26 protein-coding genes are annotated in these 25,381 nt (G+C 47.6%); 7 read left to right on the plus strand and 19 right to left on the minus strand.

Annotated features, from left to right (window positions below):
• Positions 1–106 precede the first annotated feature (106 nt).
• The 3 genes from ABNS04_RS03305 to ABNS04_RS03315 all read left to right on the plus strand — a co-directional run bounded on the left by ABNS04_RS03305 (position 107) and on the right by ABNS04_RS03315 (position 4,030).
• On the plus strand, positions 107–832 hold the full coding sequence (locus ABNS04_RS03305; protein WP_272977814.1) for an alpha/beta hydrolase: 726 nt from the start codon (positions 107–109) through the stop codon (positions 830–832).
• 423 nt (positions 833–1,255) lie between these two features.
• Positions 1,256–1,525, plus strand: coding sequence for a YrhK family protein (locus ABNS04_RS03310; RefSeq protein WP_006955872.1), 270 nt, complete (start codon positions 1,256–1,258; stop codon positions 1,523–1,525).
• Between the two features lie 153 nt (positions 1,526–1,678).
• On the plus strand, positions 1,679–4,030 hold the full coding sequence (locus tag ABNS04_RS03315) for a TonB-dependent receptor (RefSeq protein ID WP_272977813.1): 2,352 nt from the start codon (positions 1,679–1,681) through the stop codon (positions 4,028–4,030).
• A gap of 65 nt (positions 4,031–4,095) precedes the next feature.
• Here the strand turns inward: ABNS04_RS03315 and ABNS04_RS03320 are convergent, their stop codons facing one another.
• From ABNS04_RS03320 to ABNS04_RS03345, 6 genes are all read right to left on the minus strand, one after another.
• Complete coding sequence (locus ABNS04_RS03320; RefSeq protein ID WP_272977812.1) at positions 4,096–5,790, minus strand: alkaline phosphatase D family protein; 1,695 nt, start codon at positions 5,788–5,790, stop codon at positions 4,096–4,098.
• Positions 5,791–5,923: 133 nt separating this feature from the next.
• Entirely contained in the window at positions 5,924–6,361 is a 438-nt protein-coding gene (locus ABNS04_RS03325; RefSeq protein ID WP_272977811.1) for a hypothetical protein, read from the minus strand.
• Between the two features lie 119 nt (positions 6,362–6,480).
• The gene (locus ABNS04_RS03330) at positions 6,481–7,224 is read right to left on the minus strand and encodes a DUF2470 domain-containing protein (protein ID WP_272977810.1); all 744 of its coding nucleotides are present in this window, start codon (positions 7,222–7,224) and stop codon (positions 6,481–6,483) included.
• A 23-nt stretch (positions 7,225–7,247) separates the two neighbouring features.
• Positions 7,248–8,027 carry a heme ABC transporter ATP-binding protein gene (locus tag ABNS04_RS03335; protein ID WP_006955867.1) on the minus strand — a complete coding sequence of 260 codons (780 nt, stop codon included), beginning with the start codon at positions 8,025–8,027 and terminating at the stop codon, positions 7,248–7,250.
• Positions 8,014–9,042: an iron ABC transporter permease gene (locus ABNS04_RS03340; RefSeq protein WP_272977809.1), complete on the minus strand. Its 1,029-nt coding sequence runs from the start codon at positions 9,040–9,042 to the stop codon at positions 8,014–8,016. The genes ABNS04_RS03335 and ABNS04_RS03340 overlap by 14 nt, the downstream gene beginning before the upstream one ends.
• The gene (locus ABNS04_RS03345; RefSeq protein ID WP_348671185.1) at positions 9,026–9,868 is read right to left on the minus strand and encodes an ABC transporter substrate-binding protein; all 843 of its coding nucleotides are present in this window, start codon (positions 9,866–9,868) and stop codon (positions 9,026–9,028) included. Before ABNS04_RS03345 ends, ABNS04_RS03340 begins: the two co-directional genes overlap by 17 nt.
• A gap of 138 nt (positions 9,869–10,006) precedes the next feature.
• Between ABNS04_RS03345 and ABNS04_RS03350 the strand changes: the two genes are divergently transcribed.
• A complete protein-coding gene (locus ABNS04_RS03350; RefSeq protein ID WP_348671186.1) occupies positions 10,007–12,142 on the plus strand; it encodes a TonB-dependent hemoglobin/transferrin/lactoferrin family receptor in 2,136 nt (711 codons plus the stop codon).
• On the opposite strand, the gene arsB is transcribed toward ABNS04_RS03350, so the two are convergent.
• The 3 genes from arsB to ABNS04_RS03365 are packed head-to-tail and all read right to left on the minus strand — an operon-like array spanning position 12,139 to position 13,989.
• Entirely contained in the window at positions 12,139–13,158 is a 1,020-nt protein-coding gene (gene arsB, locus ABNS04_RS03355; protein WP_272978792.1) for an ACR3 family arsenite efflux transporter, read from the minus strand. The genes ABNS04_RS03350 and arsB overlap by 4 nt on opposite strands.
• Positions 13,159–13,173: 15 nt before the next feature.
• On the minus strand, positions 13,174–13,641 hold the full coding sequence (locus ABNS04_RS03360; protein ID WP_272978793.1) for an arsenate reductase ArsC: 468 nt from the start codon (positions 13,639–13,641) through the stop codon (positions 13,174–13,176).
• 15 nt (positions 13,642–13,656) lie between these two features.
• A complete protein-coding gene (locus ABNS04_RS03365) occupies positions 13,657–13,989 on the minus strand; it encodes a metalloregulator ArsR/SmtB family transcription factor (RefSeq protein ID WP_272978795.1) in 333 nt (110 codons plus the stop codon).
• A 133-nt stretch (positions 13,990–14,122) separates the two neighbouring features.
• Between ABNS04_RS03365 and ABNS04_RS03370 the strand changes: the two genes are divergently transcribed.
• The gene (locus tag ABNS04_RS03370; protein ID WP_272978796.1) at positions 14,123–14,749 is read left to right on the plus strand and encodes a thiol:disulfide interchange protein DsbA/DsbL; all 627 of its coding nucleotides are present in this window, start codon (positions 14,123–14,125) and stop codon (positions 14,747–14,749) included.
• A gap of 29 nt (positions 14,750–14,778) precedes the next feature.
• Here the strand turns inward: ABNS04_RS03370 and ABNS04_RS03375 are convergent, their stop codons facing one another.
• Entirely contained in the window at positions 14,779–15,651 is an 873-nt protein-coding gene (locus tag ABNS04_RS03375) for an MBL fold metallo-hydrolase (protein WP_272978798.1), read from the minus strand.
• Between the two features lie 181 nt (positions 15,652–15,832).
• On the opposite strand from ABNS04_RS03375, the gene ABNS04_RS03380 reads away from it, so the two are divergent.
• Positions 15,833–16,342 (plus strand): hypothetical protein, encoded by a 510-nt coding sequence (locus ABNS04_RS03380; protein WP_272978800.1) that lies wholly within the window; start codon positions 15,833–15,835, stop codon positions 16,340–16,342.
• On the opposite strand, the gene ABNS04_RS03385 is transcribed toward ABNS04_RS03380, so the two are convergent.
• Positions 16,339–17,370: a serine hydrolase domain-containing protein gene (locus ABNS04_RS03385; protein ID WP_272978802.1), complete on the minus strand. Its 1,032-nt coding sequence runs from the start codon at positions 17,368–17,370 to the stop codon at positions 16,339–16,341. The genes ABNS04_RS03380 and ABNS04_RS03385 overlap by 4 nt on opposite strands.
• A 160-nt stretch (positions 17,371–17,530) precedes the next feature.
• On the opposite strand from ABNS04_RS03385, the gene ABNS04_RS03390 reads away from it, so the two are divergent.
• Entirely contained in the window at positions 17,531–17,836 is a 306-nt protein-coding gene (locus ABNS04_RS03390) for a hypothetical protein (RefSeq protein WP_272978804.1), read from the plus strand.
• 46 nt (positions 17,837–17,882) lie between these two features.
• On the opposite strand, the gene ABNS04_RS03395 is transcribed toward ABNS04_RS03390, so the two are convergent.
• The 8 genes from ABNS04_RS03395 to ABNS04_RS03430 form a co-directional block, all read right to left on the minus strand.
• A complete protein-coding gene (locus tag ABNS04_RS03395) occupies positions 17,883–18,608 on the minus strand; it encodes a thioredoxin domain-containing protein (RefSeq protein ID WP_287831482.1) in 726 nt (241 codons plus the stop codon).
• A gap of 28 nt (positions 18,609–18,636) precedes the next feature.
• Entirely contained in the window at positions 18,637–19,137 is a 501-nt protein-coding gene (locus ABNS04_RS03400; protein WP_006955854.1) for a protein disulfide oxidoreductase, read from the minus strand.
• Positions 19,130–21,106, minus strand: a complete 1,977-nt coding sequence (locus tag ABNS04_RS03405; RefSeq protein ID WP_272978808.1) for a protein-disulfide reductase DsbD domain-containing protein — start codon at positions 21,104–21,106, stop codon at positions 19,130–19,132. The genes ABNS04_RS03400 and ABNS04_RS03405 overlap by 8 nt, the downstream gene beginning before the upstream one ends.
• A 521-nt stretch (positions 21,107–21,627) precedes the next feature.
• A complete protein-coding gene (dkgB, locus tag ABNS04_RS03410) occupies positions 21,628–22,419 on the minus strand; it encodes a 2,5-didehydrogluconate reductase DkgB (protein ID WP_272978810.1) in 792 nt (263 codons plus the stop codon).
• Positions 22,420–22,442: 23 nt separating this feature from the next.
• Positions 22,443–22,970, minus strand: a complete 528-nt coding sequence (locus ABNS04_RS03415) for an acyloxyacyl hydrolase (protein WP_272978812.1) — start codon at positions 22,968–22,970, stop codon at positions 22,443–22,445.
• Positions 22,971–23,034: 64 nt separating this feature from the next.
• Entirely contained in the window at positions 23,035–23,664 is a 630-nt protein-coding gene (gene alkB, locus ABNS04_RS03420; protein ID WP_272978814.1) for a DNA oxidative demethylase AlkB, read from the minus strand.
• Positions 23,664–24,896 (minus strand): permease, encoded by a 1,233-nt coding sequence (locus ABNS04_RS03425; protein WP_272978816.1) that lies wholly within the window; start codon positions 24,894–24,896, stop codon positions 23,664–23,666. The genes alkB and ABNS04_RS03425 overlap by 1 nt, the downstream gene beginning before the upstream one ends.
• Positions 24,897–24,898: 2 nt before the next feature.
• A complete protein-coding gene (locus tag ABNS04_RS03430; protein ID WP_272978817.1) occupies positions 24,899–25,372 on the minus strand; it encodes an N-acetyltransferase in 474 nt (157 codons plus the stop codon).
• Between the last annotated feature and the right edge of the window lie 9 nt (positions 25,373–25,381).

The following is a 25,381-nucleotide window of genomic DNA, read 5'->3' on the forward strand; positions in this document are numbered from 1 at the left end:
ATAAATTAGGCTATCTGCAAATTGGTGACTAGGCGTGGTTTGTGCGACGCTTACATTTCACCTTTGCTCTGATAATTTCATTTGAAATTACATAAAGGAGCGACTCATGCGTCTACATAAAATTATTTATTGTTTGTTTTTACTAATCCCGACTTACGCGTTTGCGGCAGAAGAAGTAACTGTTATTTTTGAATCTGGGTTCGGTATCGACGGAGAAGTTTGGAACCCAGTCATCGAGCAGCTACCGGACAATATCAAAATCATCAATCCAACTCGCCTCAGCCTGACGTCTGCAAACACTCAGCCGACAACTATTCAGCAAGACGTTAGTTCATTAATCAAAAAGATTCACCGTGAGAGTGAACAGCGTCAAGTTATTGTGGTAGGGCACTCCTATGGAGGTTTAATTGTGACCGAAGCTATGCGCGAGGCTAGCTCGCAGGTACTTGGCGTGGTGCTTATTGAACCAACAGTTAAAGTTCAACGCGTGCGTTATCGAAAACTGGATTCTGAGCGCGTCGCGCGCGATGACAAGGTGATGGCAAAATACATGCCCTCACATCTATTGCCGCACTATAAGGTGCTCATGCAAGAACTCGATAGCACTGATGAAAACTTGATACCGTTACCTGCTGATCTGCGTGTGACACTTTATACCTCGACGCAGATTCATCCTGAGCCAATGTTTATTGAGGAGACTAAAGCTGGCAAAGAATTATGGATGCAAATGCATAACGAGCTATTTAGTTTAATTCGGGCTGGTCAGCATATTCGTTCGTATCCGAAATCTCATAACCTATTTTGTATGCTATTGGCTTTTCAGCGTGGCTAGCGACCAGAATTAAGTGCGCTTTTCCTGTTAATTTTGTACTTATTTTACTGGCTGTTGTCCTTCCATCGAACTCAGGGATTTGAACATTAACCTTTAAAACTTCCTCTATCGTTCCCGATCGGATATCTAACTTCATACATACTTACCTATTGAGGGACATAGATGATCATTACTTATGACTTGATTGTAACATTACCTTTTTTAAGAATAAGATCTATTCATTCAGATAAAGAGTAATGAAGGTCAGTTGTACGCACATTTCTGCCGCTTAGATGCTAGCGTATGGACGGCTGCTCTTGGCACAAATCAGACCAAACCACACTTATCAATAATTCGAAAAACCCAAGCACTTGCGACAACAGCGACGCCCGTGGGATATTAACCAAACGCTTAAATGTAATTCCAACGACATACAGGAATACCATGACCCAAAACACGGAGTTAGATCTCGACTTAGGAAAGCGGCATATCGTTATTCAACGCCGGTATGAAGCATTAGGCGCGCTAAACGACTTGCTCATCGCAGTCTGGTTTTTAATCGGTAGCTTCTTCTTTTTAAACGAGTCGTTAGTGGATAGTGGGACGTGGTTGTTTATCGTAGGCAGCGCTCAGTTGATCATTAAGCCGTTCATCAAACTAACCAGTTTAATTCATTCCGGCAGGGTGTTTAATAAGCAGCAACAGGGGCGTTAAGCCCCAACTTCTAATCTGCTGTTCCCCTCAGATATATGCCTTTGTGTTAGGCATAATTGACACAATAATTTCAGCATTCTGTCATTTATCCGCACCTGAATTGTCATTAAAGCCACCTATCTTTTTTGCGACTTTTCAAACGGATGATTGGATATGAAATACACTTTTACACGCAACGTGATTACGCGCGCATTGGTTTTGGCGTTACCCGTTTTGGCTTCGTTGCCGGCGCTGAGTTATGCCCAAGACGAACAACAAGACAATGCCCAAGATAAACTAGAACGGATTGAAGTGACTGCGCAAAAACGCACGCAATCGATAGTGGATGTGCCTGCGAGCATTTCAGCGTTTGATGGCAAGCGTTTAGAAGAGCTTGGATTGAGCGAGTTGGATATGATTTCGGATCTGACGCCGGGCCTGGTGATTCAGGAGCAAAGTCCTAATAATCCGGGCTTTGTGATCCGTGGGATTACGTCCGATAGCGGCTCGTCACAAATTTCTCCGCGTGTTTCGATTTACTACAACGGTGTCGATGTGTCGCGTTCACGTGGCTCTTATTTTGAGCTGTTTGATATTGAGCGTGTAGAAGTGGTTAAAGGGCCTCAGGCGACTCTATTTGGTACTGCAGCAGCAGTGGGTGCTATTAGCGTGATTACTCGCAAGCCAGATGATTTTGATAATGCCGAGTTGGCATTGGGAGCGGGCAACTTGTCGCAGCGTCGTGCGGACGGTTTTATTAACTTGGCGGGCGATGATCTGAAAGGGCGCTTAGCATTCAGTTATCGTGAGCGAGATGGCTACATTGATAACATCGCGCCTGAGCAAGATGATATGAATGGTATTGAACGTACGGGTGCGCGTCTTTCGTTGCGCTATACACCGAACGATGCGGTTACTGCCGACTTTATCTATAGCTACGAAAAGAATGATGACACGGGGACTGCGTTTAAAAACGGCATATACGCACCAACCGGTGGTGATACCAGCCCTTATAGCTTTGTTGAAATGACCGGCTCACCCTACTCGGAAGAAGTACTTGGTGCGCCTAAGTTGGGTCTTGATCGCACCATTGATGACTTCAACTTAACGGTTGACTGGCGTCTAAATGATACCACCACTTTGACATCGGTCACCGGTTATCGTGAATTTGATTCGTTAGAGATTTTTGATGCGGATGGCACCCAGGCGTGGTTCTTGGAGTTTGCTGAAGATGCGCAAGGCGAGCAGTGGAGCCAAGAATTACGCTTTAGCCATACATTGGATAACGCGTTTATTCTTTGGGGCGCTAACTATTTCAGCGAAGAAGGCTCTCAACGTGTGCCATTTAGCACCGAGGAATCAATCTACTTTAACTGTGTGGGTGCGTTAGGTACTGGATTGCCGTGTATTAACGAAGACGGCAGCGTCAATTTGCTTACGCCTGTATTAACGGGTGGAGCACTCAATGAAATTGCGTACCAAGGCAGCTACACCAATATGGGTGATAATCGTTCTTGGTCGGCTTTCTTTGATATAACTTATGATATCAGCGACGAACTCACTGTTTCCGGTGGTCTGCGATATATTGACGAGTCACGCGAAAGCGGCTTTGCGGCCATCATGCCTAATAGCCAATTACTGACTTTATTGGGACAGCCTACGCAACCCATGCTACCGACGGTTTCTACAGGAGGCGCGGTACTGAGTGACTCCGGTGATGACAGTGCATTGCTCCCGCGATTCAATGTGTTGTACGCGATCAATGAGGATACCAATTGGTTCGCGACCCTATCTAAAGGCCAACGTTCGTTTGTCGTGGATGTAAGTTCAACACTTAACGAGCAGGGTGAGGTGGTTGCCGCTTCATCCGAGATCCCCGCTGAGACGATTTGGAACTACGAGACGGGTATCAAAGGTAATTGGGCCGATGCAGTTAACTACAGCGCCTCGATCTTTTATCAGGACTACTCAGATTTTCAGGTGACGTTGCAAGATGATGCCGGTAACTTTTATACCGATAATGCAGGTGATGCGACTAACTGGGGTGTTGAAACTGAATTTACCGCGTACCTCTCTAATCAGTTAGAGATCTTTGGTCATGTTGCCTATTTGGACGCTCAGATTGACGATGATGCGAATAACGGACAGTTGGCGGGCAACCGATTTAGATTACAACCTGAGTGGACATCCAGCTTAGGTCTGATGAGCGATATGATGGTCAGCGATGGTTTGATGTTGCGTAGCTCTTTAGTTGCGACTTACCGCTCTGAGATTTTCTTTGAGCCCGCGAACGCGCCGATTGCTGGTATTCCAATTAAGGAAGACGCCGTCACGTTGTTAAATGGCAGCGTCGGTTTGTATGACGAGCAGGCGGGCTGGAGCTTAGTGTTGAAGGGTAGTAATTTACTCGATAAGGACTACCTTGTTGATGCTGGCAACACGGGCGGAAGCTTTGGTAACCCGACGTTTATTGCCGGACCCAGCCGCTTAGTTTACCTCGAGTTTCGTCAGCGTTTCGAATGGTAAGCATGACAAACAAAAAAGCCGGTGCGTGTATGGAGGCGCGTACCGGCTTTTTTTGAGCTGTGTGACTAACCGCGGAATTGTGCTCGGTGTGTCCCACTCAGCTGATAATCTTTTGATTTGATGGTATCAACGAATCGCCACTCGTTATCAATGGCATCTTTACTGATCTGGGTGACCATGTAACCACGTTCGTGCAAGTTGGTGTATTGCAGATCTTTGATAACAGTCGGTAATGCCTGCGCTAGTTTTTTTGCGGTGGCATCATCAAGGCCGAGATAGGTTTCCATTCCGGGCGATGACACTGAACTGGTACCAAACTCCACACCGACCTGCTCACCCGTATGCGTGGTGAGATGGTTGTGCCAGGCATTATGCGTATCGCCGGCTAAGACGACGATCTTTTTGCCCATTTGTTTTACCTGCTGAAACAAAACTTCACGCTCCATTGCATAGCCATCCCATGCATCGAGGTTATATGGCGTGACGGTATCAATGTAGCGTTGCTGTTGCTCAGTGAGTAGGTGGCCGTTGGCACGCGCTTGCTTGAGCTGGGCGGCATTGAGTAGTTTATTGGCGATGGTGGAGCGATCTTTAGAGCCAATAATGGCAGCGGGGAAGTTCATGCGTGCCATCAACAGTTGCTGCCCGAGGATCTGCCAGTGCGCATTTGATTGAGCCAACTGATTGACCAACCATTGCAGTTGTTTTTTACCTAAGATACTGCGGTCGCTTTGCATGGCCGCCTGAAAACCTTGGCTATCAAATTTGCCGGTGCTTACGTCGGTAAAGTCGGCGTACGCTAATTGTTTGTCACGACCAATAATGCGGGTGTCTAGCATGATCAGGTTGGCGAGATCACCTAGCTCAAACGAACGGTAAATTTGTAGGCTAGCATCACCTTGTGGCGGGCGAATCGGCATCCACTCATAGTAGGCTTGAATAGCTGCGGCACGGCGTTGGTAAAAATCACCTTCAGTGTCGGGTTGATGATTTTGTGCACCGTCTTTGTATGTATCGTTGGCGATCTCGTGATCATCCCACACCACAATAAAGGATTTGGTGGCATGCAACGCCTTTAATCCTTCGTCTGTTCGGTACAGCGCGTAACGTCGGCGATAATCATCAAGCGAGACGATCTCTTTGTTGTTGTTATCCGGGAAGGTGCGACCAATGCGTTCGGCATCGTCGTAGCCATAACCTCCGGCGCCGTATTCATAGATGTAGTCGCCTAAATGCAATACAAAATCGATAGTGTCATCTTGGCTTGCGTGATGGTAGGGGTTAAAGAAACCTGCCGGATAGTTCGAACAAGAAAATACCCCTAAACGAATAGCGTCAATGCCTTGTTGAGGTAACGTGGCACCTTCGCCGATGGGTGAGTATTGGTCATGCCCAACAAAGCGATAATAAAGCGACATGCCAGCGGGTAACTGTTGCACATCCACTTTAACGGTATAGTCGCGGCGAGCAGAGGTTTTTACGGTACCACTGCGAATAATGTCGCTAAAACTCGGATCACGCGCCACTTCCCAACCTAGGGTAATAACGGGCTTAGCGTTATTTTTAGGTACTGCACGGGTCCATAGCATCAGCGCGTTTGTAGTCGGGTCACCACTCGCCACACCGTGAGTGAAGTCAACGGTGTCCGCGTTATCGGCACGCACCAGCGATGAACAGCCACCTAAAGCGGTGGATACGGTTACGGCGGCTCCTGCCGAGGCGACTACTTTCAAAAAATGTCGACGGTTGATATCAAGCATTGCAAACGCTCCCTTTTTTCTGCGTGATAGCAGATTAGCGAGCCAGTGTGACAATGCGGTGACAGATTAACGACGCGTAACTATTATTAAAAGGACGCCGCACAAGCGAATACTACGGATACTCACTTAGGCGTTATGCTCGCTTTTTGCTGTGTTTTGCTTTATCACTGACAAACCCTGCCACAAGGATAAGCAGAACACCGGCTGCGATCACATACCAGCCCCATTGCAGCTCAATGGTATTAAGGATCGTATCAATTGAGCCCTCGAACTCGTAGTTAACCGATTCGGTTTTAATGCTTGCTTTCATATCGCGTACTTGCAGGTACATATCGATAAAACTGTAGCCTGCAAACACTAAGCTCATAGCACCTGCTGCTACAAGTCCCTTGCTGTTGCGGGCGAAGGCAAAGTACATGGCAAACACCGAGGCTGAGAGGACGATAATGCGATCAAACCGACCGTTTTGAAAATACGTAATATCGTCGATAGTTGGCATGCTGAATACAGGTAAAAACATACCCACAAACAAAAGTGCCGCACCGAGCATACCCATTATTCGTTTGTCCACGACTCAAATCCTTGTGTTAACTCTTGACTATAAAGCGGAAAAGTTTAAAAAGACTAACACAAAGAGGCGCTTTGATCTCGCAAACATCAATGCGTGCGCCGCAGCGCACGCTTTACGTATCATGCGGCGCGTGCTTGATGGGTCATTTTAACGAGTTGCTGGCGCACTTGTTGGCCATTAGTCGCAATCGCTTCAAACGGTATGAAAAAGGAGCGCTCATCGTAGCTGAGGTGAAAGCCGTCTGGGTAAACACTGCGCATAGTGACACTGCCCGCTTCGAACGTTGTGTCTTTCTCATGAGCGTGTTGGTTTAACTGTTGTTGCAAGATAAGTGCACAGGCATCGGCATGATCCTCATTCATGTGTGTGATCATGCCAAGTGCCGCTTTATGATCCCACTCGGGCGCGGATACTAACCACTCGTTCGGCTCCAGCCAAAATATCTCACCAAAGCCGCCAATAAAGCGAATATGCTCTACGTTGAGCTGCCAAAATTTAAAATCATGTGCTTTTTTGTAGCCTTCGGCACTTGGAAAGCGTTGGTAGTAGCGTTCGGCCAAGTCATTGTTGTCAATCACTTGGGCATGACCACTGAGCGTGAGTCGCCCTTGGGTATTTTGATCACCTTTATCGGTGCTGTCGTAAAGTGTGACGCTCAAACGATTGTCTTGACTAAGGTTGCGCGCATGTTGGGCAATGTCAGAGACATAAAACACGATATGCCCCTCATCGGTCAGCATCACCGGCGATACTGAACCAAACGGCATGCCACCGAGTTTCTTTGATAAAGTCGACAACACAGCGGTGCTATTGCGTTGTGCAAGCGCACGTGCTTGCTGCGCGGCTTGTTGACGTTCGTTCATTTTTAACCTCTTAAAGTTCGTTGTTATAGGTGTCTGGGTTCGGTAAAAATCATGGGTTTGCGAATACTCGGGTGCTCACTGATGTAGACCGGACTGCGATAAGTTTGTTCAAGTATTTCGGTACGAAACACCGCCTCGGGTTTGGCAAAATGCTTAAGTTCGCCGTCGGCGAGCAGCAAAATATTGTCCGCATAGAGCGAAGCTAAGTTCAGATCGTGCATCACTGCGACAACTAAATTACCTTGCTGAGTAAAACGACGCAGTTCTGCGAGCACAGAATGTTGGTGATACACATCAAGCGCAGAAGTCGGTTCATCGAGCAGCAGCATTTGCTCGCCGGGCACCGTGACATCGAGCTGACACAAGCAACGCGCGATATGTGCTCGTTGCTGTTCACCGCCAGACAAGGTATCCATGGTGCGCTCGGCAAACTTTGCGGCATCCAGTCGTTCGAGCCAGTTCAGTGCGCGTTGGTGTGCTGCATAATCAGGCTCATGAGACCAAAATCGCCCCATACCGACCAGCTCCGCTACTGTGAGGCCAAACGGCGCACTGAGTTTTTGCTCCATCACCGCGCGAACGGGTGCGAGTTGGGCCGGTATCCAGCTTGTGAGTTCGCGGCCGTTGAGCTGAATACTGCCGTGGTAATCGAGTTCGCCTGCCAACGTATTGAGTAGAGTGGATTTACCTGCGCCATTTTCACCAATCACAGCAACAAATTCGCCGGCTTCAAGGGATAGGTCGAACGCGCCCAATAGCCGTTTATGACTATAGTTAACATGAGTGATTTTAATATCCAGCATGAAGCCTCCGTTTTTGTTGGATGAGCAGATAGATGAAGAAAGGAGCGCCCACTGCGGCGGTGATTATCCCGATGGGTAATTCAGCTGGCGCAACGATGGTTTTAGCGATCCAGTCGGTGAGTACCAAAACTGCGGCACCAAACAACATGGATACAGGCATCAGCCAACGAATATTAGCGCCCACCAGTATGCGAGCGATGTGGGGTATAATTAAACCGACAAAGCCGATCATACCGGTCAATGCGACTGCGCCGCCCACACCTAATGCCACCCAAATAATCAATTGCCGCTTAAGTGACACGGTGTTTACTCCTAAGTAACGTGCTTGGCGCTCACCTAACAGCAGGGTATTAATGGGCTTGCGCAACATAAATAGTGCGATTGAGCTGACACCCATGAGCACCACGCCTAAGGGCAACTGCTGCCAACTGGCACCCGCGAGTGAACCCATTTGCCAAAAACTCATTAGTCGCAGGGCATCGTCATCGGCGTAATAACTCAGTAAGCCGAGTAATGAGCCGGCTAGCGCGTTAATTGCCACACCGGCAAGTAACAACGTGGCGACGTCGACGCCTGTTTTACCGCCAGCTAAGCGATAGACAACAAAGGTGGTGACTAGGGCGCCCATAAAGGCGGCCAAAGAGACCCAAACACTGCCTTGTAAACCGATTTGTTCACCCAATGCGATCACTGCGAGGGCAAATACTGCGGCGCCGCCAGAGATGCCGATGAGGCCCGGATCAGCCAGTGGATTGCGACACAAGGTTTGCATGGCTGTGCCGCTTTGCGCCAATACCGCGCCCACCAAGAGCCCCAAAACCAAACGCGGTAAACGTAATTGTGTGACGACAGTTTGTTCGAGTTCACTCATGGGCGTACCGAAGCCGGGCAACCACATCAGCGGTAGCCGCCAATCACTCAGCACCGGGCCGCTCGATAACAGCAGCCAGCTACTTGCCAGGATCCCGAGGGTGCCGGCAATTAGCCAACGGCGTCGCTCAAAGGTCATCGACATACGCTAAAAGCGCCTCATGTGCTTCGGCAATGCGGGTGGTCATTCCCAGTGCGAGTAACGAGTCCATCACCAATAGCTGGCAGGATTGCCCCGCGTTTAATAACTGTAAGGTTGCGTTTTGGCAGAATTGCTCACGTCCTCCTGCCGCATCGACCACGTGCGAGGGGGCGACGATAAAGTCAGGTTGGTTTATCAATAGATGCTCGCGCGACACGGTTTTGAAGCCTTTGTGGTCTACCACATTGGTAATGTCCGACTGGCTGAATAGTAAATCGGGGACGCTGTCGTGACCCGCCGCGACAACACCGCGTTCGGATACTTGCAAGACAAAAAGACCACTGAGTGGTTGCGCACGCGAAACGGGATGAAACTTGTCTTCAATGCTGTTAATTACGGGCTCAGCGCGATCCGGTGTACCAAGTTGGTCGGCGACTTGTTCAATCAGAGCATACAGTTCAGATAGCGTTGTGGGCTTACCGAATTCTGTAACAGGTACACCGGCCGTTTCGATTTGTGCTAATGCGCGTTTACTGCCAGCGCCTTCGAGTACCCATACTTGCTTCGGATTAAAGCTGAGCACGCCCTCGGCGGACAGGTTGCGGTAATAGCCAACTTTAGGGAGCGCATGCACGGCACTAGGCGAGGTGCTTGAGGTATCCACGCCAATCACTTTGTCGCCACCCCCGACGGCAAATACGATGTCGGTTAACGTGCCACCTGCGGTAATTATACCGCTTTCGGGTGAGGTTTGCGCGTAAGTGAGCAAGGGCAGGGCTGCTGCCAACATAAGCAACGAGTGTTTCAATATTCTGTAAAGCCGCGTCATAGGAGCCTCTTATCGTTCTGATTTGCGATTGCGTAAAATAAAATAGTAAGTTTTAGTTGCAAATGCAAATAGTTTTCGTTTAGATCTAATGCGTTTTCACGATGCCTGTTTTGTCATTCAAAGAAATTGGAGAAGCTTGTGAACGTTTGGATTAAGAAAACCGATGCTTTTAAACCTTCGCTATTGGCCGCTGCCATCGCGGCAACTATGACCAGCGGTGTGTATGCCGCAGAGGTGAATTTACCTGCAGCCGACCAGAGCGTTGATGAGATTTTAGTGGTCACAGGTTCGCGTACCGAAGAAAAACTCGAAGACGTCGCGGGCGCAGTGAGCGTTATTTCGGCAGACGATATTGATATGCAAGTGAGTAATGGTCTCGCGGATGTGTTCCGCTATGACCCGAGTATTCAGTCGACGGGAACCCAAGGGCAGGCACAAACCTTATCGATTCGAGGAATCGGTGGTAATCGGGTGGTGTACATTAAAGACGGTCGTCGACTTAACGATGCCTACGCAGGCGGAGGCGGTTATTTGGTGGGGCGAGGTTACTTAGATGTGGCCCAGGTACAGCAAATTGAAGTAGCGAAAGCGGCCGCATCACCACTTTACGGTTCGGATGGCTTAGGTGGCGTGATTGTAATATCAACGCCCGATCCGAGTGATGTGTTAAACGGCAATGACAAAGCAGCGCGCTTGAGTTTTGGCTTTGATGGTCTGACCGATGAGACAAAGCTCGGCTTTAGTGGAGCGCGGCAGTTTGATGGCTCGAGTGCGATGATTCAGGTATCCGCGCGACAAGGTCAGGAGACACAGAACTATGAGAAATCTTTGCCTGGTTATGATTATGACAGTCAGAGTGTGTTAGCTAAATGGGCGCTTGATGTCGGTGATGATGAACTGAAGTTTACGTTGGACCACTTTCAGCAAAACACTCAACAGTTTATTGCGGAAACTAATCAAACCGACGACGACAATCGTCAAACGGCGCTTTCGGTGGACTATCAGCGTAATCAGCCCAACGCATTTGCCGACTCGCAGCATTGGCAGTTGTATTTGACGGATTATGAGCAAGGCAGCGACCAGGTCAGCGCGGGAGCAAGCCAAGCGGGCGCGTATACCGATTACAATGACTATGGTTTTGAACAACGGATCATGGGTGCGCGTTGGCAAGCACAAAAGCAACTTGATGCCGCCTCAACACGTCATGATCTCGTGTATGGCTTTGATGCTGATTATTACGACACCGAGCGACCGCGATTCAAGACACGTATCGCGAGCGATGGCACAGTAATGCAAGATAATGAGCCGCAGAAAGCCTTCCCCGGCGCCGAAACATGGCTAACAGGTGTGTTTTTGCAGGATAACATCACGTTTAAAGAGACCGCCTTTAAACTGATTGTTGGTGCGCGAGTTGACCACTATGAGATGAGCCCAAATGAGAACACGCTGTACGATATGTCTGAGCTTGCAGATATCAACGAGACGGCATTTTCACCTAAAGTAGCGGGTGTGTATACCTTTGAGTCGGGCATTCGCGGCTATCTGCAATACGCCGAGGGTTTTAAGATCCCCCCGCATGACCAAGCCTATCAGAGCCATGGTATTGAGCCGTTTTATGCTATCTTGCCTAACCCCGACTTACAGCCAGAAAGCAGTCGCGCCGTAGAAGCGGGATTAAAGTTCAGTAATGACACCACGCGATGGAACCTAGCCGCGTTTTACAGTCGCTTTGATGATTTTATCGAGACTGCGGTTGTAGGCACGAGCCCCACTTATATTCCAGGCGTTGATCGGGTTGAATATCAGTATGTGAATCAAGATGAGGTGACGATAAAGGGAGCTGAAGCGAGTGTGACGCATTGGCTCACTGACTTCATGCGTGTCGATACATCCGCTGCCTACGTGACGGGTGAGAACGATGCAACGGGTGAGGCTTTAACCTCGTTATCGCCGCTTTCGGGAAATTTGTCGCTCGGTTACTTTGCTGATAACTGGCATATCCGAGGTATTGTTAATGCGGTGGCTGCCATGGATGATGTACCGAGTGCGTCGGTCGAGTCGGGACCTTATATCGAGACGGCAGGCTATACCACTATGGATGTTTTGGCGGGTGTGCGCTTGGGCGATTGGCAGGTGAACTTGGCGGCACTCAATGTAACCGATAAGTATTATGTGCCTTATCAACGTGTCGCAGGACTGTCGGCAGATGCGCCGACCGAGCAATACAGCCAGCCCGGTCGGTCATTTGCGATACAGGCATCGTATCGTTTTTAGTCGTTAAACCAATGCCGCGTGCGGTTAGCAAACCACACCAATGAGAGCATGACAGGTACTTCGACTAATACGCCCACAACGGTGGCGAGTGCCGCACCTGAGTGCAGGCCGAACAATGAGATGGCAACCGCCACTGCGAGTTCGAAAAAGTTTGAAGTGCCTATCATGCAGGCGGGCGCAGCCACGTTATGCGGCAACTTCATTTTCTTCGCTAAGAAATACGCCACTGCGAAAATACCGTAGGTTTGAATCAGTAGCGGAATCGCTATGAGTACAATCGCCTGCGGTTTTTCGATAATGGTTTCGGATTGAAAACCAAACAGTAGGACAACCGTCGCGAGTAGACCCACGATCGACCACGGCTTCATGGCTGCAAGAAAGTTGTTCAGGCGTGTGTGGTCGTTGGCTTTATCCAGCTTCTGGCGTGTTAATGCACCAACAATGAGTGGTATCAACACATACAGTACGACGCTCAGCAACAAGGTATCCCAGGGCACTGTGATATCTGTTACGCCCAAAAGTAAGCCGGCGATAGGAGCAAATGCAAATATCATGATGACGTCGTTGATAGAAACCTGCACCAAGGTGTAGTTCGCGTCACCCTTTGTCAGTTGACTCCAAATGAACACCATCGCGGTACAGGGTGCAACACCCAGTAGGATCATACCGGCGATATACTCGGATGCGGTTTGCGGGTCGACCCAATCGGCAAACAACCCTTTAAAGAACAGCCACCCCAGTAATGCCATGGTAAACGGCTTGATCAGCCAGTTGATGACCAAGGTTAACACCAAGCCTTTTGGTTTTTTACCGACATCTTTAATGGATGAGAAGTCGACCTGTACCATGATCGGGTAAATCATGAGCCAGATGAGCACTGCGATAACTAAGTTGACGTGGGCATACTCAAGCTCTGATACAACGGTAAAAACCCCTGGGACTGCAATACCCAGGGCAATACCTGCGATGATGGCAAGTGCCACCCAAACAGACAAATAACGTTCAAATAAACCCATGATTATTCCTTCCTTTTAATTAATCAACTCATTTAAAGCTTGTTTTAACTGGCTTTGAGATAAAGCTTGTTCAGCTATCCCTTGCAAATGACTGACGCGGTGTTTGATTTCTTTGATACAGTCGCGGAAAGCGGCGGCAATCTCTTCTTCGGTGCCTTCAAGCTTTGAAGGGTCGGCAAGTCCCCAATGCATTTTAATTGATTGTCCGAACCAAACCGGGCAAGCCTCGCCTGCCGCCGAGTCACAGACGGTAATGACGACGTCGGGTTTGAAGTCTTCGAATTCATCCCAAGACTGGCTTTGCAGCCCTTCGGTCGATATACCGGCTTCGTTCAAATAACGCAGTGAGAGAGGGTGTACCTCGCCTGCAGGTTGGCTCCCAGCGCTTTTTGCCTGAATATGATCGCTGGCAAAGTGGTTGGTGATCGCTTCTGATAAAATGCTACGACAGCGATTATGGGTACAGATGTAGAGTATTTTCACAAGAAACCTTTTTAGTTAGCAGCTAGCGCCTTGGGCTTTCCCCTGTTTAAGCTTTTCGAGGGCCGCGGAAAAGTAATCTAAATTATTGCGTGCAGCCTGCGTAATGATGTCTTTTGCCCACGTGGGTAGGTGAGGGTGCAGTTGGTAATACACCCACTTACCACGGCGTTCACCCAGCACGATATTGCACTTACGCAGTTCAGCGAGATGACGCGAGACTTTTGGCTGATCAAGCTCCAGCGCGTCCATCAGATCGCAGACGCAAGCTTCCTCAAGCGTGCTTACAATCAGCACGGACTTTAAACGGGTATCATCCGATAGACATTTAAAAAACTGTAATGGGTTCATCGTGTCCATTCCTATTTAATATATATGGTAAATCATATATATGAAAAAACACATGTCAAATGATTTAGGATTGCGGTGGACAGAGGGTATGACAACAATTAATGTAAATAAAAATAACAATCTAAGGTGATTAATGAGATATTTTATTCAAGCGACCCTGGTGTCGATTATGGTGTTTTTGTGCGCTCCAGCCGCGAGTCAAACGTTTAAAGAAGGTGTTCATTACGATGTTATTGACGGTGTCGACCAGGCAAATGACGATGGTCTAGTCGAATTCTATTCTTTGTACTGCTCGTACTGTTATCGTTACGAACCCATTGCAAGCGCCATGAAAACAGCTTTTGCCGATCAGTTTAGCAAGGTCCATGTCGCATCAGTTGCACCGAGTCCCGAGGCGGGTAGTACAATGACTCGCGCGTATATTCTTGCGCAAAAAATGGATATTGCAGAGAAAATAAACCGTGTGATGTTCGATTACAATTTTAAAAAGGGTCACTTATTACGAGAGCCAGAGGATATTCGTAACGTATTTATTGTAAACGGTATCGACGGTCAGACTTTTGATAAGGGTATCGCGAGCTTCGCGGTAACAGCGCGGTTTAATCAGTGGCAACGTCTGATAGATAAGCTGGGCGTGAGAGCAACACCGACTTTTGTCGTAAATGGAAAGTACCGAATTAACCCGACCAGCTTACGTGATAGTGATGACCTCACTGCAAGCCTGATAAACTTGGCAGGTTATTTATTAGAGAAGGAATAAATCAAGCGTCGCGCCAAAGGCGCGACCTACTAAAACAGGTTGAGGGGGAGTTTGAGGTAGCGTTGGCCGTTGTTTTCTGGTTGTGGGAGGTGGCCGGCGCGCATGTTGATTTGCACTGATGGCAAAATTAAACGCGGCATATTGAGTGTCGCGTCGCGTTCGGTGCGCATTTTTACAAACTCGTCCTCGGTTGTGCCGCCGCCTACATGTACGTTGTTTTGTTTTTCTTCCGCAACCGTTGTTTCAAATGCGTACTCATCGCGATCGGGCGCTTTATAATCGTGACACATAAATAGCCGTGTTTGGTCGGGAAGTGCAAAGACCTTTTGAATCGAGCGATACAAGGTGCGGGCGTCACCCCCTGGGAAGTCACACCGCGCTGTACCATAGTCGGGCATAAATAGCGTGTCACCGACAAACGCTGCATCACCAATTACGTAGGTTAAACAAGCCGGTGTGTGACCTGGTGTGTGTAATACCTGTGCTTGTAGCTCGCCTATGCTGAACGTGTCGCCATCGGCAAACAGGTGATCAAATTGGCTGCCATCGCGCTGAAACTCAGTGCCCTCATTAAATGCTTTTCCGAAGGTCTCCTGTACGGTTTTAATATGCTCGCCAATGCCCAGTTGGGCACCAGTATGCTCTTTTAAAAAGGGCGCGGCAGATAAGTGATCAGCGTGGACATGGGTTTCTAATATCCAATCAACGGTGAGGTGATTATCCTTGATGAACTTTAAGATACGTTCAGCAGACTCGGTGCTTGTACGACCTGCGGCATAATCAAAATCCAGCACCGAATCGACTATTGCACAGTGCGATGAATTGGGATCTTGTACCACATAACTATAGGTATTTGTCGGCTCATCAAAAAAGTGAGTCACAACGGGCTTGAGCGCTGACATGGTGTTACCTCTTAATAAAAAATTGCTTAAATATACTCACTAATAATAAGTATATAACCATATCGTAGTTTAGGTTTCAATCTGTGAAAAGCCAGCAGACATTTTATGTTAATTTTTAATAACAATCTGATATGATTTATGATAAAAATAGCTAATCTGGTCAATTTACGAGGATATAAAAATGAAAAAGTTGGCATTTGGGCTCTCGGGAGCAATTTGTTTACTCGGGTTAATTGGATGTGAAAGTATGGGGCGGGACTTACCTGAAGAGCCTGAATATGCTTTGGACTTAACCAAAGAAAAGGATGGTCAGGCTTATACCGATTATTGGGTCGTTAAGGAGCAAGAAAAAACACTAAAGTTGTCTGATCAATACTCACGCTCACTTGCACGCAACAACCAAAATGGATGTGCCTCAATTATCTATACAATAAATAGCGAGGGACGCGTCGCAAGCCATAAAGTTGAATATGCATACCCGAACGAAACGGCTGCCAAAGCACTTATCGTGAGCTTAGATTACCTTCGCTTTAAACCGACTGAACAAAATGTCGAACGTACCCCTGTTACGACCCGAATTTTTTCGGTATTTAAAGTGGGTAAAAATGAAGGTTCGGAAGAATTTAAAGCCGCTTGTGACGTCGATGCCAATACGATTGATAAGTTTGCGAAACAAAAAGAAGCCAGTTAAGGCTTCTTTTTAAGGATATCCACAATACGGTTTATGTATATTTCCGAGAGGTTCCATTCGTATCCGTCAAAATCGGTTGTGTTTACGAACTGAACAACGACCGTATCGATGTCTGGGTGATACTCGGCTAAGCTCTGATAGCCGGGTATCAAGCCTCCGTGTTCGAACTTGTAAACCGATGAATAAATCGCTTGTTCGCCGGGTGCAAATGCAGAGCCGTCGTTAAGTGCTCGAATGAATCGCCCAACATCGGTAATACTGGCAATCATCGAACCATAGTCATTTTCTTTTATATTAGGTTGTACACCGACGTAGTAACCACCCATGAGATCCTTGATATTAATTGCGTCGAGCGAGAAGTAAGTATTCTGAAGTGCTAATGGTTGTAAAATGCGATCGGTAATGTACTGTTGATACGAATAACCCACAGTATGGTTAATAATTTGGGTAAGTAGTAAATAGTTTGTATTGCAATATGCATAATCGGAATCGGGTGCAAAATCAGCGGGCTCATCCATAATAAGTGCTAGTTTTTCCGACGCTGTTGCGGGTGGATTTGACCAGTAGTTGGGCGTATCTGTGAAGTTAGGAAGTCCACTCCGATGTTGTAAAAGCATTCGCAACGTAATTTCATTAGCGTTTGGAAGGTGTTGACTGACTTTAGGTAACAGCTGGCTAAGCGAGTCATTTAGGGATAGCTGACCGTCGTTGATTAGCTTTGTTGTTGCTAGCGCTACATAAAGCTTACTGATACTCGCGATCTTAAATAACGCATTAGGTTCGGCAGGCAACTGCTTGGCTCTATCGTGCCACCCCGCGGTGAATATCGTTGCCGGTTGTTGTCCTTGCTGAACGTAAACAATCATTCCGTCAAAATGGTCTTGCGTCGCTTCATCTATTTGTTGCTGAATAGTGTTGGGGAGTGGCGCAAGCCAAGTGCTAACAAGTGGCCAAGGTACGAAAAACAGAGATATCACGGTTCCGATGAGTAAGGCTATGCGGAGTGACCAAAGTGCTTTTTTATTCATGTGCTTATCGCCGTATATAATCGTTTAAGAAAGCCGTTTGAGTGTATGACTTTACTCAGTATTGATTATTGTCGCTACAGAATAAATGTATCGACTTGTTTCGATTCGAAAAACCTTAGTTCGTTTTACAATGAATCATTAATAACACAGGAGCTTGCACATGAGTCGAGTGTTTATGCAGAAGAACGCGATGCCTTTGATTGCAATTATTGGTACCGTTGCCGTCATCGTTTATGGTCAGCTAATTCTCAGTTGGGGAATGTCATCCAACGAGATGAGAGAAGTCTATTTAGGGTTGGCACTGACTGAGTTACTTATATACATAGGCTGGTCGATAGTAACTGCGTACGCGGCGGTGTTTTACAGTCTAAAAAGTAATATAGAAGCTCGCTGGAAAAAAGTCGGTCTATTATGTTTATGTGCAATTGCGCCATGGCTTGTCGGATATTTGATGAATCTAGCTTGAAGGCTAAGGCCAAAAAAAGGGGCATGGGAGCCCCTTAGAAAGCAATCTATAGACCGAATTCTTGCTTGGCAATTTGTTCGATCTGACCATACTGAATAAAACCAGGTATCCACTGTTCACCAATCATGATGGTAGGAGTACCACGAAACCCTAGCGCTTGAAACGTCTGTAAGTTCTTCTTAATCGTTTCTTTGCTGGCTTGCGGGTGTTCCAACCACGCTTGTGTTTCCGTGCGTTCGGCGATTGCTCGAAGTGAATCAGCGTTATGCATTCCTGATTTGCTCATTAGCAGTGTATGCACATCATAGTAACTATCGGAAGCATTCGACCAAACACTCAGCCCAAACTCAGTTGCATTGGTGTTGATACCATCAACAGAGCGCTGACGTAGCGGCACAATGATATTAATGACATTGACCGATGGGTATTCTTCAATTAAACGCTCTAAACTGGGCTCCAGCTTTTTGCAGTACGGACAGTTATAATCCGTAAAAATGACGATCGAATGCGCAGCATCAATATTGCCTAGAGTAGGGTGTATAGAGGTATCAAAAAGCCAGTCCTTATATTCTTGGTAGGTCGCTTTTTGCGCTTTTTGTTCCTCTAGAAAGTTTTCTAATCCCTGACGCATATTTCCAATAAGTTGCGGGTTATCTCGGAGCATGGTTTCGATTTGTGCCAGATCCGTTTCTTGTTTATCGGTGAGTGATTGCGCGCTGATCGCATTGCTCATTAAAGCGGCACCAATAAAGAGTGTCATTCGTTTAAACATCATTAATTCCTTATCTTAAAAGTTAATTCTAAAATTTGCTCAACCACAAGCGTGCTAGGATCCCCGGTGGCGATGTGAAGCCACTGGTGGCGCTAGTCACTTTATGGTTATTAATAATTAAAATGGTGGGTGTAGCGGTGATATTGAACTGGCGGGCGATCGCGCCTTGAGTGTCATTAACCGTTATAAACCCCAGTTCTTGTTGCTCCAAATAAGCAGAAATCTTAGTGTTATGCCCTGATCTTAATGCCACTGAAATGACGTTGTAGTCGTCACTTAACCAGTCTACAGTCGGCGAGACCGTTGGACACACGGGACACCAGGTCGCCCAGAAATAAAGTAGCACGGGCTCTTCTTCACTCATCTTAGCTATTGATAGCGGTTCGCCAGCCAGGCTTGTGAGTGTTAATTCGTCGGGCAACGTAGTGGGTACGTTATTGTTACGATACAAGTCGACGCCGAAGGCGATCGCGGCGGCGACAACAAGGTAACCCAGTAATTTAATAAATCTCAGACCCCATTTATTCATTTCTCGCGTCCTTGATGGCTTGCATTACGGCATCGCTGGTAAGGATGATGGGTAACTCAATCCCTTCGGGAGCGCCCGGTCCGTATACTCGGTTGTATGGCACGCCGTATTGTCCATAGGCGCGAAGATAGTCAGTGATATAATCATTTCGCACGGTCCAATCACCGCGCATACGAATCAGGTCAGGTGCTGCGAGCGCGCTGTACACCGGCTCTTGTTCAAGTACACCGAGCTTATTGGCTTTACAGGTAATACACCAGTCTGCTGTGACATCTACAAATACGACTTTTCCTTGGGTAACCGCCTGATGAATCGTCTTAAACGAGAGCGTTTGCCAAGGGCGTTCGCTGGTTTGCTCTGCTGAAGTTGATTCGCTGGATGCCTTTAACCAATACGGTGTTAACAATGTGAATAGCCAGACGCTTGTGGCGAGCAACAAGGCACCAAATATCGGCTTCACCCATTTCAGCCACGGCCCGGGTTTGGGTAACAACTTACGGGTTTGTGGAAATGCCGCGATGGACAACCAAGGCAGCGCCATACCAACACCGAGCCCGAAGAATATCAGCAGTAACAAATACATTGGCGCGCCTAGTGCGAACGCCACCGCGGTCCCTAAAAAGGGGGCAGTACACGGCGTTGCTAATACAGTGGCAAATACGCCTTGACTGAAATGACCTAGTAACGAACTACGCTGTGACTTTAGCGCCCATTGATTGAGCCACTGCGGGAGGCGGATCTGATAAAGCCCGAACAAATTTATAGCAAAAGCCAATGTAATGAACGCCAGTACTGCGATAAACCAGGGGTTTTGAAACTGCATTCCCCAACTGATCCGCACGCCACTCAGTTTTAACAGGCCGAGTAGAGCGCCAATAACGATAAAGGTGCTGATAACACCCATAGCTGTGGCGAGAAACTGATACCGAACCTGCCGCACTGATGCGTCGCTGTTAGCGATCAGAGATTGCACCTTGATTCCAAGGACTGGTAAGACGCAGGGCATTATATTGAGAATTAAACCACCCAGCAGAGCGGCGAATAGTGCCCCCCAAATAGTCATAGTATCGAGGGGGTCATTCGTTGTCGTGCTATTACTCCGTTCGAGTTGTGTTGTGTAAACCGCACTGAATGGATCGTCATTTACGGTGATGCTGACTTGTCGATTGACGAGTTCTGGTAGCTCGAGCCAATGAGATGCTTTAAACCTGGCGATTAAACGCTTCCCATCAACGCTCACCTTCTGTTGGACGAGTTTAAAAACCACTTCATCAAGTTGTTTATCTTCACTGTGCACAAACACCTGTGGCGAATCCCAGCGCGATGTGCGCGATAACACAAAACTCAGTTGTTGATCATCAGCGTTGTAGTCAGCGCGCGTCACCTCCGCGCTGCGGAGTGGCTGCGGTACTTGACTCATTGCTTGTGCAAACGCAAAGCTCTGTTCGCTGTCTGGCGTAAGTTGGTTAACATCAATATTCAGTTGCAGCGGAAAATCGGTTAGCACACAGATATTCGTGCAGCTCGATAACGTGAATACAGCATCCAACTGAGCACTTTCAGTTGTTTCAGATACAACGATTTCGAGGGGAAACGTGACTTGGTGTTTATAGCCGGCTGTGCGAATGGATTGTACGTAATACTCACTCGGTGTTGGCCAATGCCAGTTGATGCGTTCAATACCTTTTGACGAAGCCAAGTCGATACGCGGTGGAATACCGCCTTCACCAGGTGCTCGCCAGTACGTTTTCCATTCATCTTTAAGTTGCACCGTTAACAGTGCCGGTAATACGCGGGTTTCGGGATTGAATTCGCCTGTCACTGCAAGTTTGACCTTGACCGCGTCGTGATCGGGACTCGTTAACCAACCCGTGGAAGTTGAGCCTTGTGCCCAGCTGAACGGTGACATCAAAAGGCTTAAACATACGCTAAACCAGCGTAGGTAGCCTACAAATTTTGCTGTGTTCATTGATACTCCTAAAATAGCTAAAAAATACGTTTTCGAAGCAAACGTAAGAAGCTATTCCAGAAATAAGCAGAAGAGGGTGTGGCACCTTCGTTTGGGCTTTACGAATCGATTCGCATAGCTAGGTGCTGGCGTATCGCTTTTGGAAAAGAGTACAAAGCCAATAAACGCAACAAATAATGCCATTGCGCTGATATCTAATTGACTGACTTTTAGCAAGTGTGAGGCGTGATCACACTGTTTATGACTCGCTTGAGGCGTCTTATTACTCGTGTCGAACGATGCTGTGACTGAATTATGTTGGTCATTCAGCTGACAGGTATTAATTAGATTAAAACGGTTACCCCAACACAACACAAAGACCACCGCGAGTGCGACACACACCGCAATGAAAGAGGGCTTTTGTGTTTTAGAGAAGGGGGTCATGGCACCGCTGACTATTCAGTATTATTTACTGTATTGTGCCAGAACGTAAGCGATGTTCAATAGGCAGCGTGCTGCGCACACTGCCTTTTACGAACTCGTTAGTCCCAGTCAGGCGAGAAGTCGGGATCGATGAGGCGATCGTCTTTATCAATATCCGCGATTGCCTTCATGTCATCTTGGTCGAGCTTCAAGTTTTGCGCATCAAAATTCGACTTCAAATGTTCCACCTTGGTGGTTGACGGAATCGCGACATAGTCATTCGCCAACTGCCATGCAATAGCGACTTGTGCCGGCGAGACATTGTGTTTCTCAGCAATATCTTGCATCACTGAGTTATCCATCACAGCGCCTTTTGCCAACGGTAAATAAGCCGTTACTTTAACACCCATTTGCTTACAGGCATCGGTTATCGCATGGTTTTGAAAGAATGGATGGACCTCGATCTGATTGGTGAGGATTTTATCTTTCCCCACGTGCGCAACCGCACGATTTAACAAATCGATGGTGAAATTGGAGACACCTAGGTGCTTGATTAACCCATCTTGCTGGGCTTTCTGCAGCGCGTCTAGGGTTTCCTCAACAGGCACTTCGTCATTTGGTGAGGGCCAATGAATCAGCGCAAGATCGATGGTGTCGCGTTGTAGTTTATCGCGGCTCACTTGTAGCGAATCAAGCACGTCTTGATAGGCAAGCTTTTCGTACCACACTTTGGTCGTGACAAACACGTCCTTGTTGGTGTGTTGAGCGAGTGCTTTACCGACATCGGCTTCGTTATCGTAAAACTGCGCGGTATCGATGTGCTCGTAACCCATATCAATGGCAGCACTAACGAGGTCGGTGAGTTCCTGTCCTTCTAATCTAAAGGTACCCATACCAAACTGGGGAATCATAATCGCCTCCTTTGTTAAGCTATTCATATAGGTAGTACCCAATAAATCGAATAAAAGTCCAATCCATCGTTGGGTCTTTCGATATCCGCATTAGAATAATGGGAGTACTGTACTGTAATTCTTGCTTTACTATTAGCGCTATACTGCCAAGACAATCCTACGCGATCTTCAAACTGAAATTGTGTTGATAAACGGCGGTCGCTAATACGGGTTTTATCAAAATAACTACCGCCGATGCCGGCCTCTAAATAGAGTGGCGTGGCGCTTTCGGTCAATTGCCATTGGAACACAGGTGACACGGTCAATGCGGTGATGTTATCCGATGTGTCATTTGAGTCCTGCCAATGATTGAGACCCATCTCGAGACTTACTTGCGGGCTGCCTGCCCAATCTAAAAAGCTGAATTGCGTACTCTCAGTGCGGTAGCCAATTCGTGCACCACGCAATTGGTCGGTGGAATACGAAGCGGATACGTGCCATTCATCGGCTTTTACAGGTAATAAAAAGGTTGCGGCTGCCAATGCGACAGCCGCGGTTTTGATACTGCTCATACTACTTCCTCTCACATACAGGTAATGATACATACGTGACTGTATGTAAAAGGATCAGAAAAAATTAAGCTTTTCTTAATGTGAGATTCACACGTGTTTGTTGCGTGAGCGGGTGGGTGCCTTCGACGAGTTTATCAATTCCATGATAATTGAGTCGGCTAGGTCCGCCCCAAACTAATACATCACCGTGATTAAGGGGAATACGCTGCTTTGAGCCTGTGCGCGTTTGACCCGCCCAAATAAAACGCGCGGGCAAGCCAAATGAAAAGGACACCACCGGTTGGCTAAGATCTGACTCATCGCGATCCTGATGCAGTCCCATTTTAGCACTGGGTTTGTATACATTTATTAAGCAGGTATTAGGCAAAAATCCGGGGTAGCCTGCTTGTTCAGCGACCTGAGTTGCTTCATGAAGTAAAATCGACGGCATTTCAGGCCAAGGTTTATCTGACTTGGGGTCGGTTGCTTGATAGCGGTAGCCTTTGCTATCCGAAACCCACCCGAAATCACCGCAGTTACTACTCAACACTGACATCGTCTTATTGCCAGGCGTCATAAAATGACGAAGCGGCGCTTGACGCACACACTCACGTATCGCCACCAGTATATCCGCAGCCTGTTCTGAGGCATGATTCGGAAAGAGCCATGCCCCAGGCGCAAACTCAATGGGTTCAGACGCGTCCAACAGAGGCATTAAAGCGTCCCATACAGTATCAGACCTGCAATTAACCAAACGCCGGCAATAATACAAAGACCGTTCATCAGAGAGTCGCGCCATGAGTTACTGCTACCATGGTCGTGATCATGATGATGGTGGTGTTCGTGATGGTTATGTTGCTTTTTCTGCCGCTGAGTCAAATAGATTAAACCCGCGCTCACAGCTAAAAAGATCAGGTTAAGAATGAACCCGTAGTCGACCGAGAAGAACGCACGTTCGGTAATTTTTTGTTGCTGCGAATGATCGGGCAGGGCGTCAAAAGCAAACAAGCCATAATGCAACGTTAAGGCGGTTAATACCAAACAGACGAATAACATCAGGGCAATGTATAACGCCATTTTCCAACCGTAGTACTTAGCGTTGATACGCAACACTGGCAATACGATTAAGTCGGAGAATATAAACGCCATGACGCCCGCAAAGGCGACTCCCTCACCGTATAGCACTGCGGCGAGCGGAATGTTACCCATTGAACCAATAAAGGTGAAGAACGCGGCTAAAGGACCCACAATGGTCTGTTGTAGCACTTCCAAAAACGATGCGTCAGCGACATTGGCGCCAGAACCTTGGAATAACCAGTTAAAAAACTCACTGGGTACAAAGGCGGAAATGATACCCGCAGCAGTGAAGCCAAGAAGCACGTCTTGCCACACCATCTGCCATTCCATTTGGTATTTTTTTGCGACTTGTTGCCATGTTTCGCGTGTCAGCAAGGCGCTCCATGGCTTCGTTGAGTTGTCCTCATCTTCAGCGTTTTCGTTTTTGCGAGCCGATTTAATCAAACCCGTAGGTGATGTCAGCTTAATATATAGCCAAGCAAAAGCGATAAGTAACACGCCACCAATATATTCACCTGCGACAAACTGCCAACTCAAGAAGATCGCAATCACGAACCCAAGTTCGATAACGAGGTTGGTGGATGCAAGTAAAAATGCCATGGAGGCGGGGAAGGAGGCGCCTTTATTAAACAAAGCGCGCGTTGTTGAAAGCGCTGCGAAACTGCAAGAGCTCGAAATAAACCCAAAAAAAGTGCCGAGTGTCATCGATTTAGCTGAGTCGTCACCCATCAGGCTTTTCATATGTCCACGACTGATCATGACCTGAATAAGACTACTTATTAGATATCCGAGCGCGAACGCCCACAAGGCCATCCAAAAGAAGCCAACACTGGTGTGTGCTGCATTTGCCCACTCTTGTAAAAAATTCATGGCTAATCCTTGTTTGTGATTTTCCTCTGCATTATGAGTCTGTGTTCACGCAGCCCGAGGTAATGCTCAGCCTTTCTAACAACTTCGAAACCAAGTTTTTGGTATACGCTGATTGCGGCTGCGTTGCTTGGGGCGACGCTTAGAAGGACACATGTCACCCCCTGCTCATCTAAACTACGCAAACTATCGCTTAACAGTTTTGTGCCCACGCCACGGCCTTGGCAACCTGGCTTTACTGCGGCGGACATCAACCATAATGTATTGGCCTTTTCGGCCGGCGCGTACATGGCATACGCAAGGATGTCATTGTTATCACGACAAATAAACTGAGAGTTCGGCCATTGATGTGCGGCCTGATAGAACAATAGTTCAGGATAGGCGAGGTTATCGTAGAGCTGTTGTTCGATAGATACCACCTTTGCAATCGCGTGACGATCTAAATTAAAGCGCTCAGTCTTTAGGCTGGAATTGGGCATATTGGCGAC

This window comes from uncultured Idiomarina sp., from assembly GCF_964010655.1.
GTDB lineage: Bacteria > Pseudomonadota > Gammaproteobacteria > Enterobacterales > Alteromonadaceae > Idiomarina > Idiomarina baltica.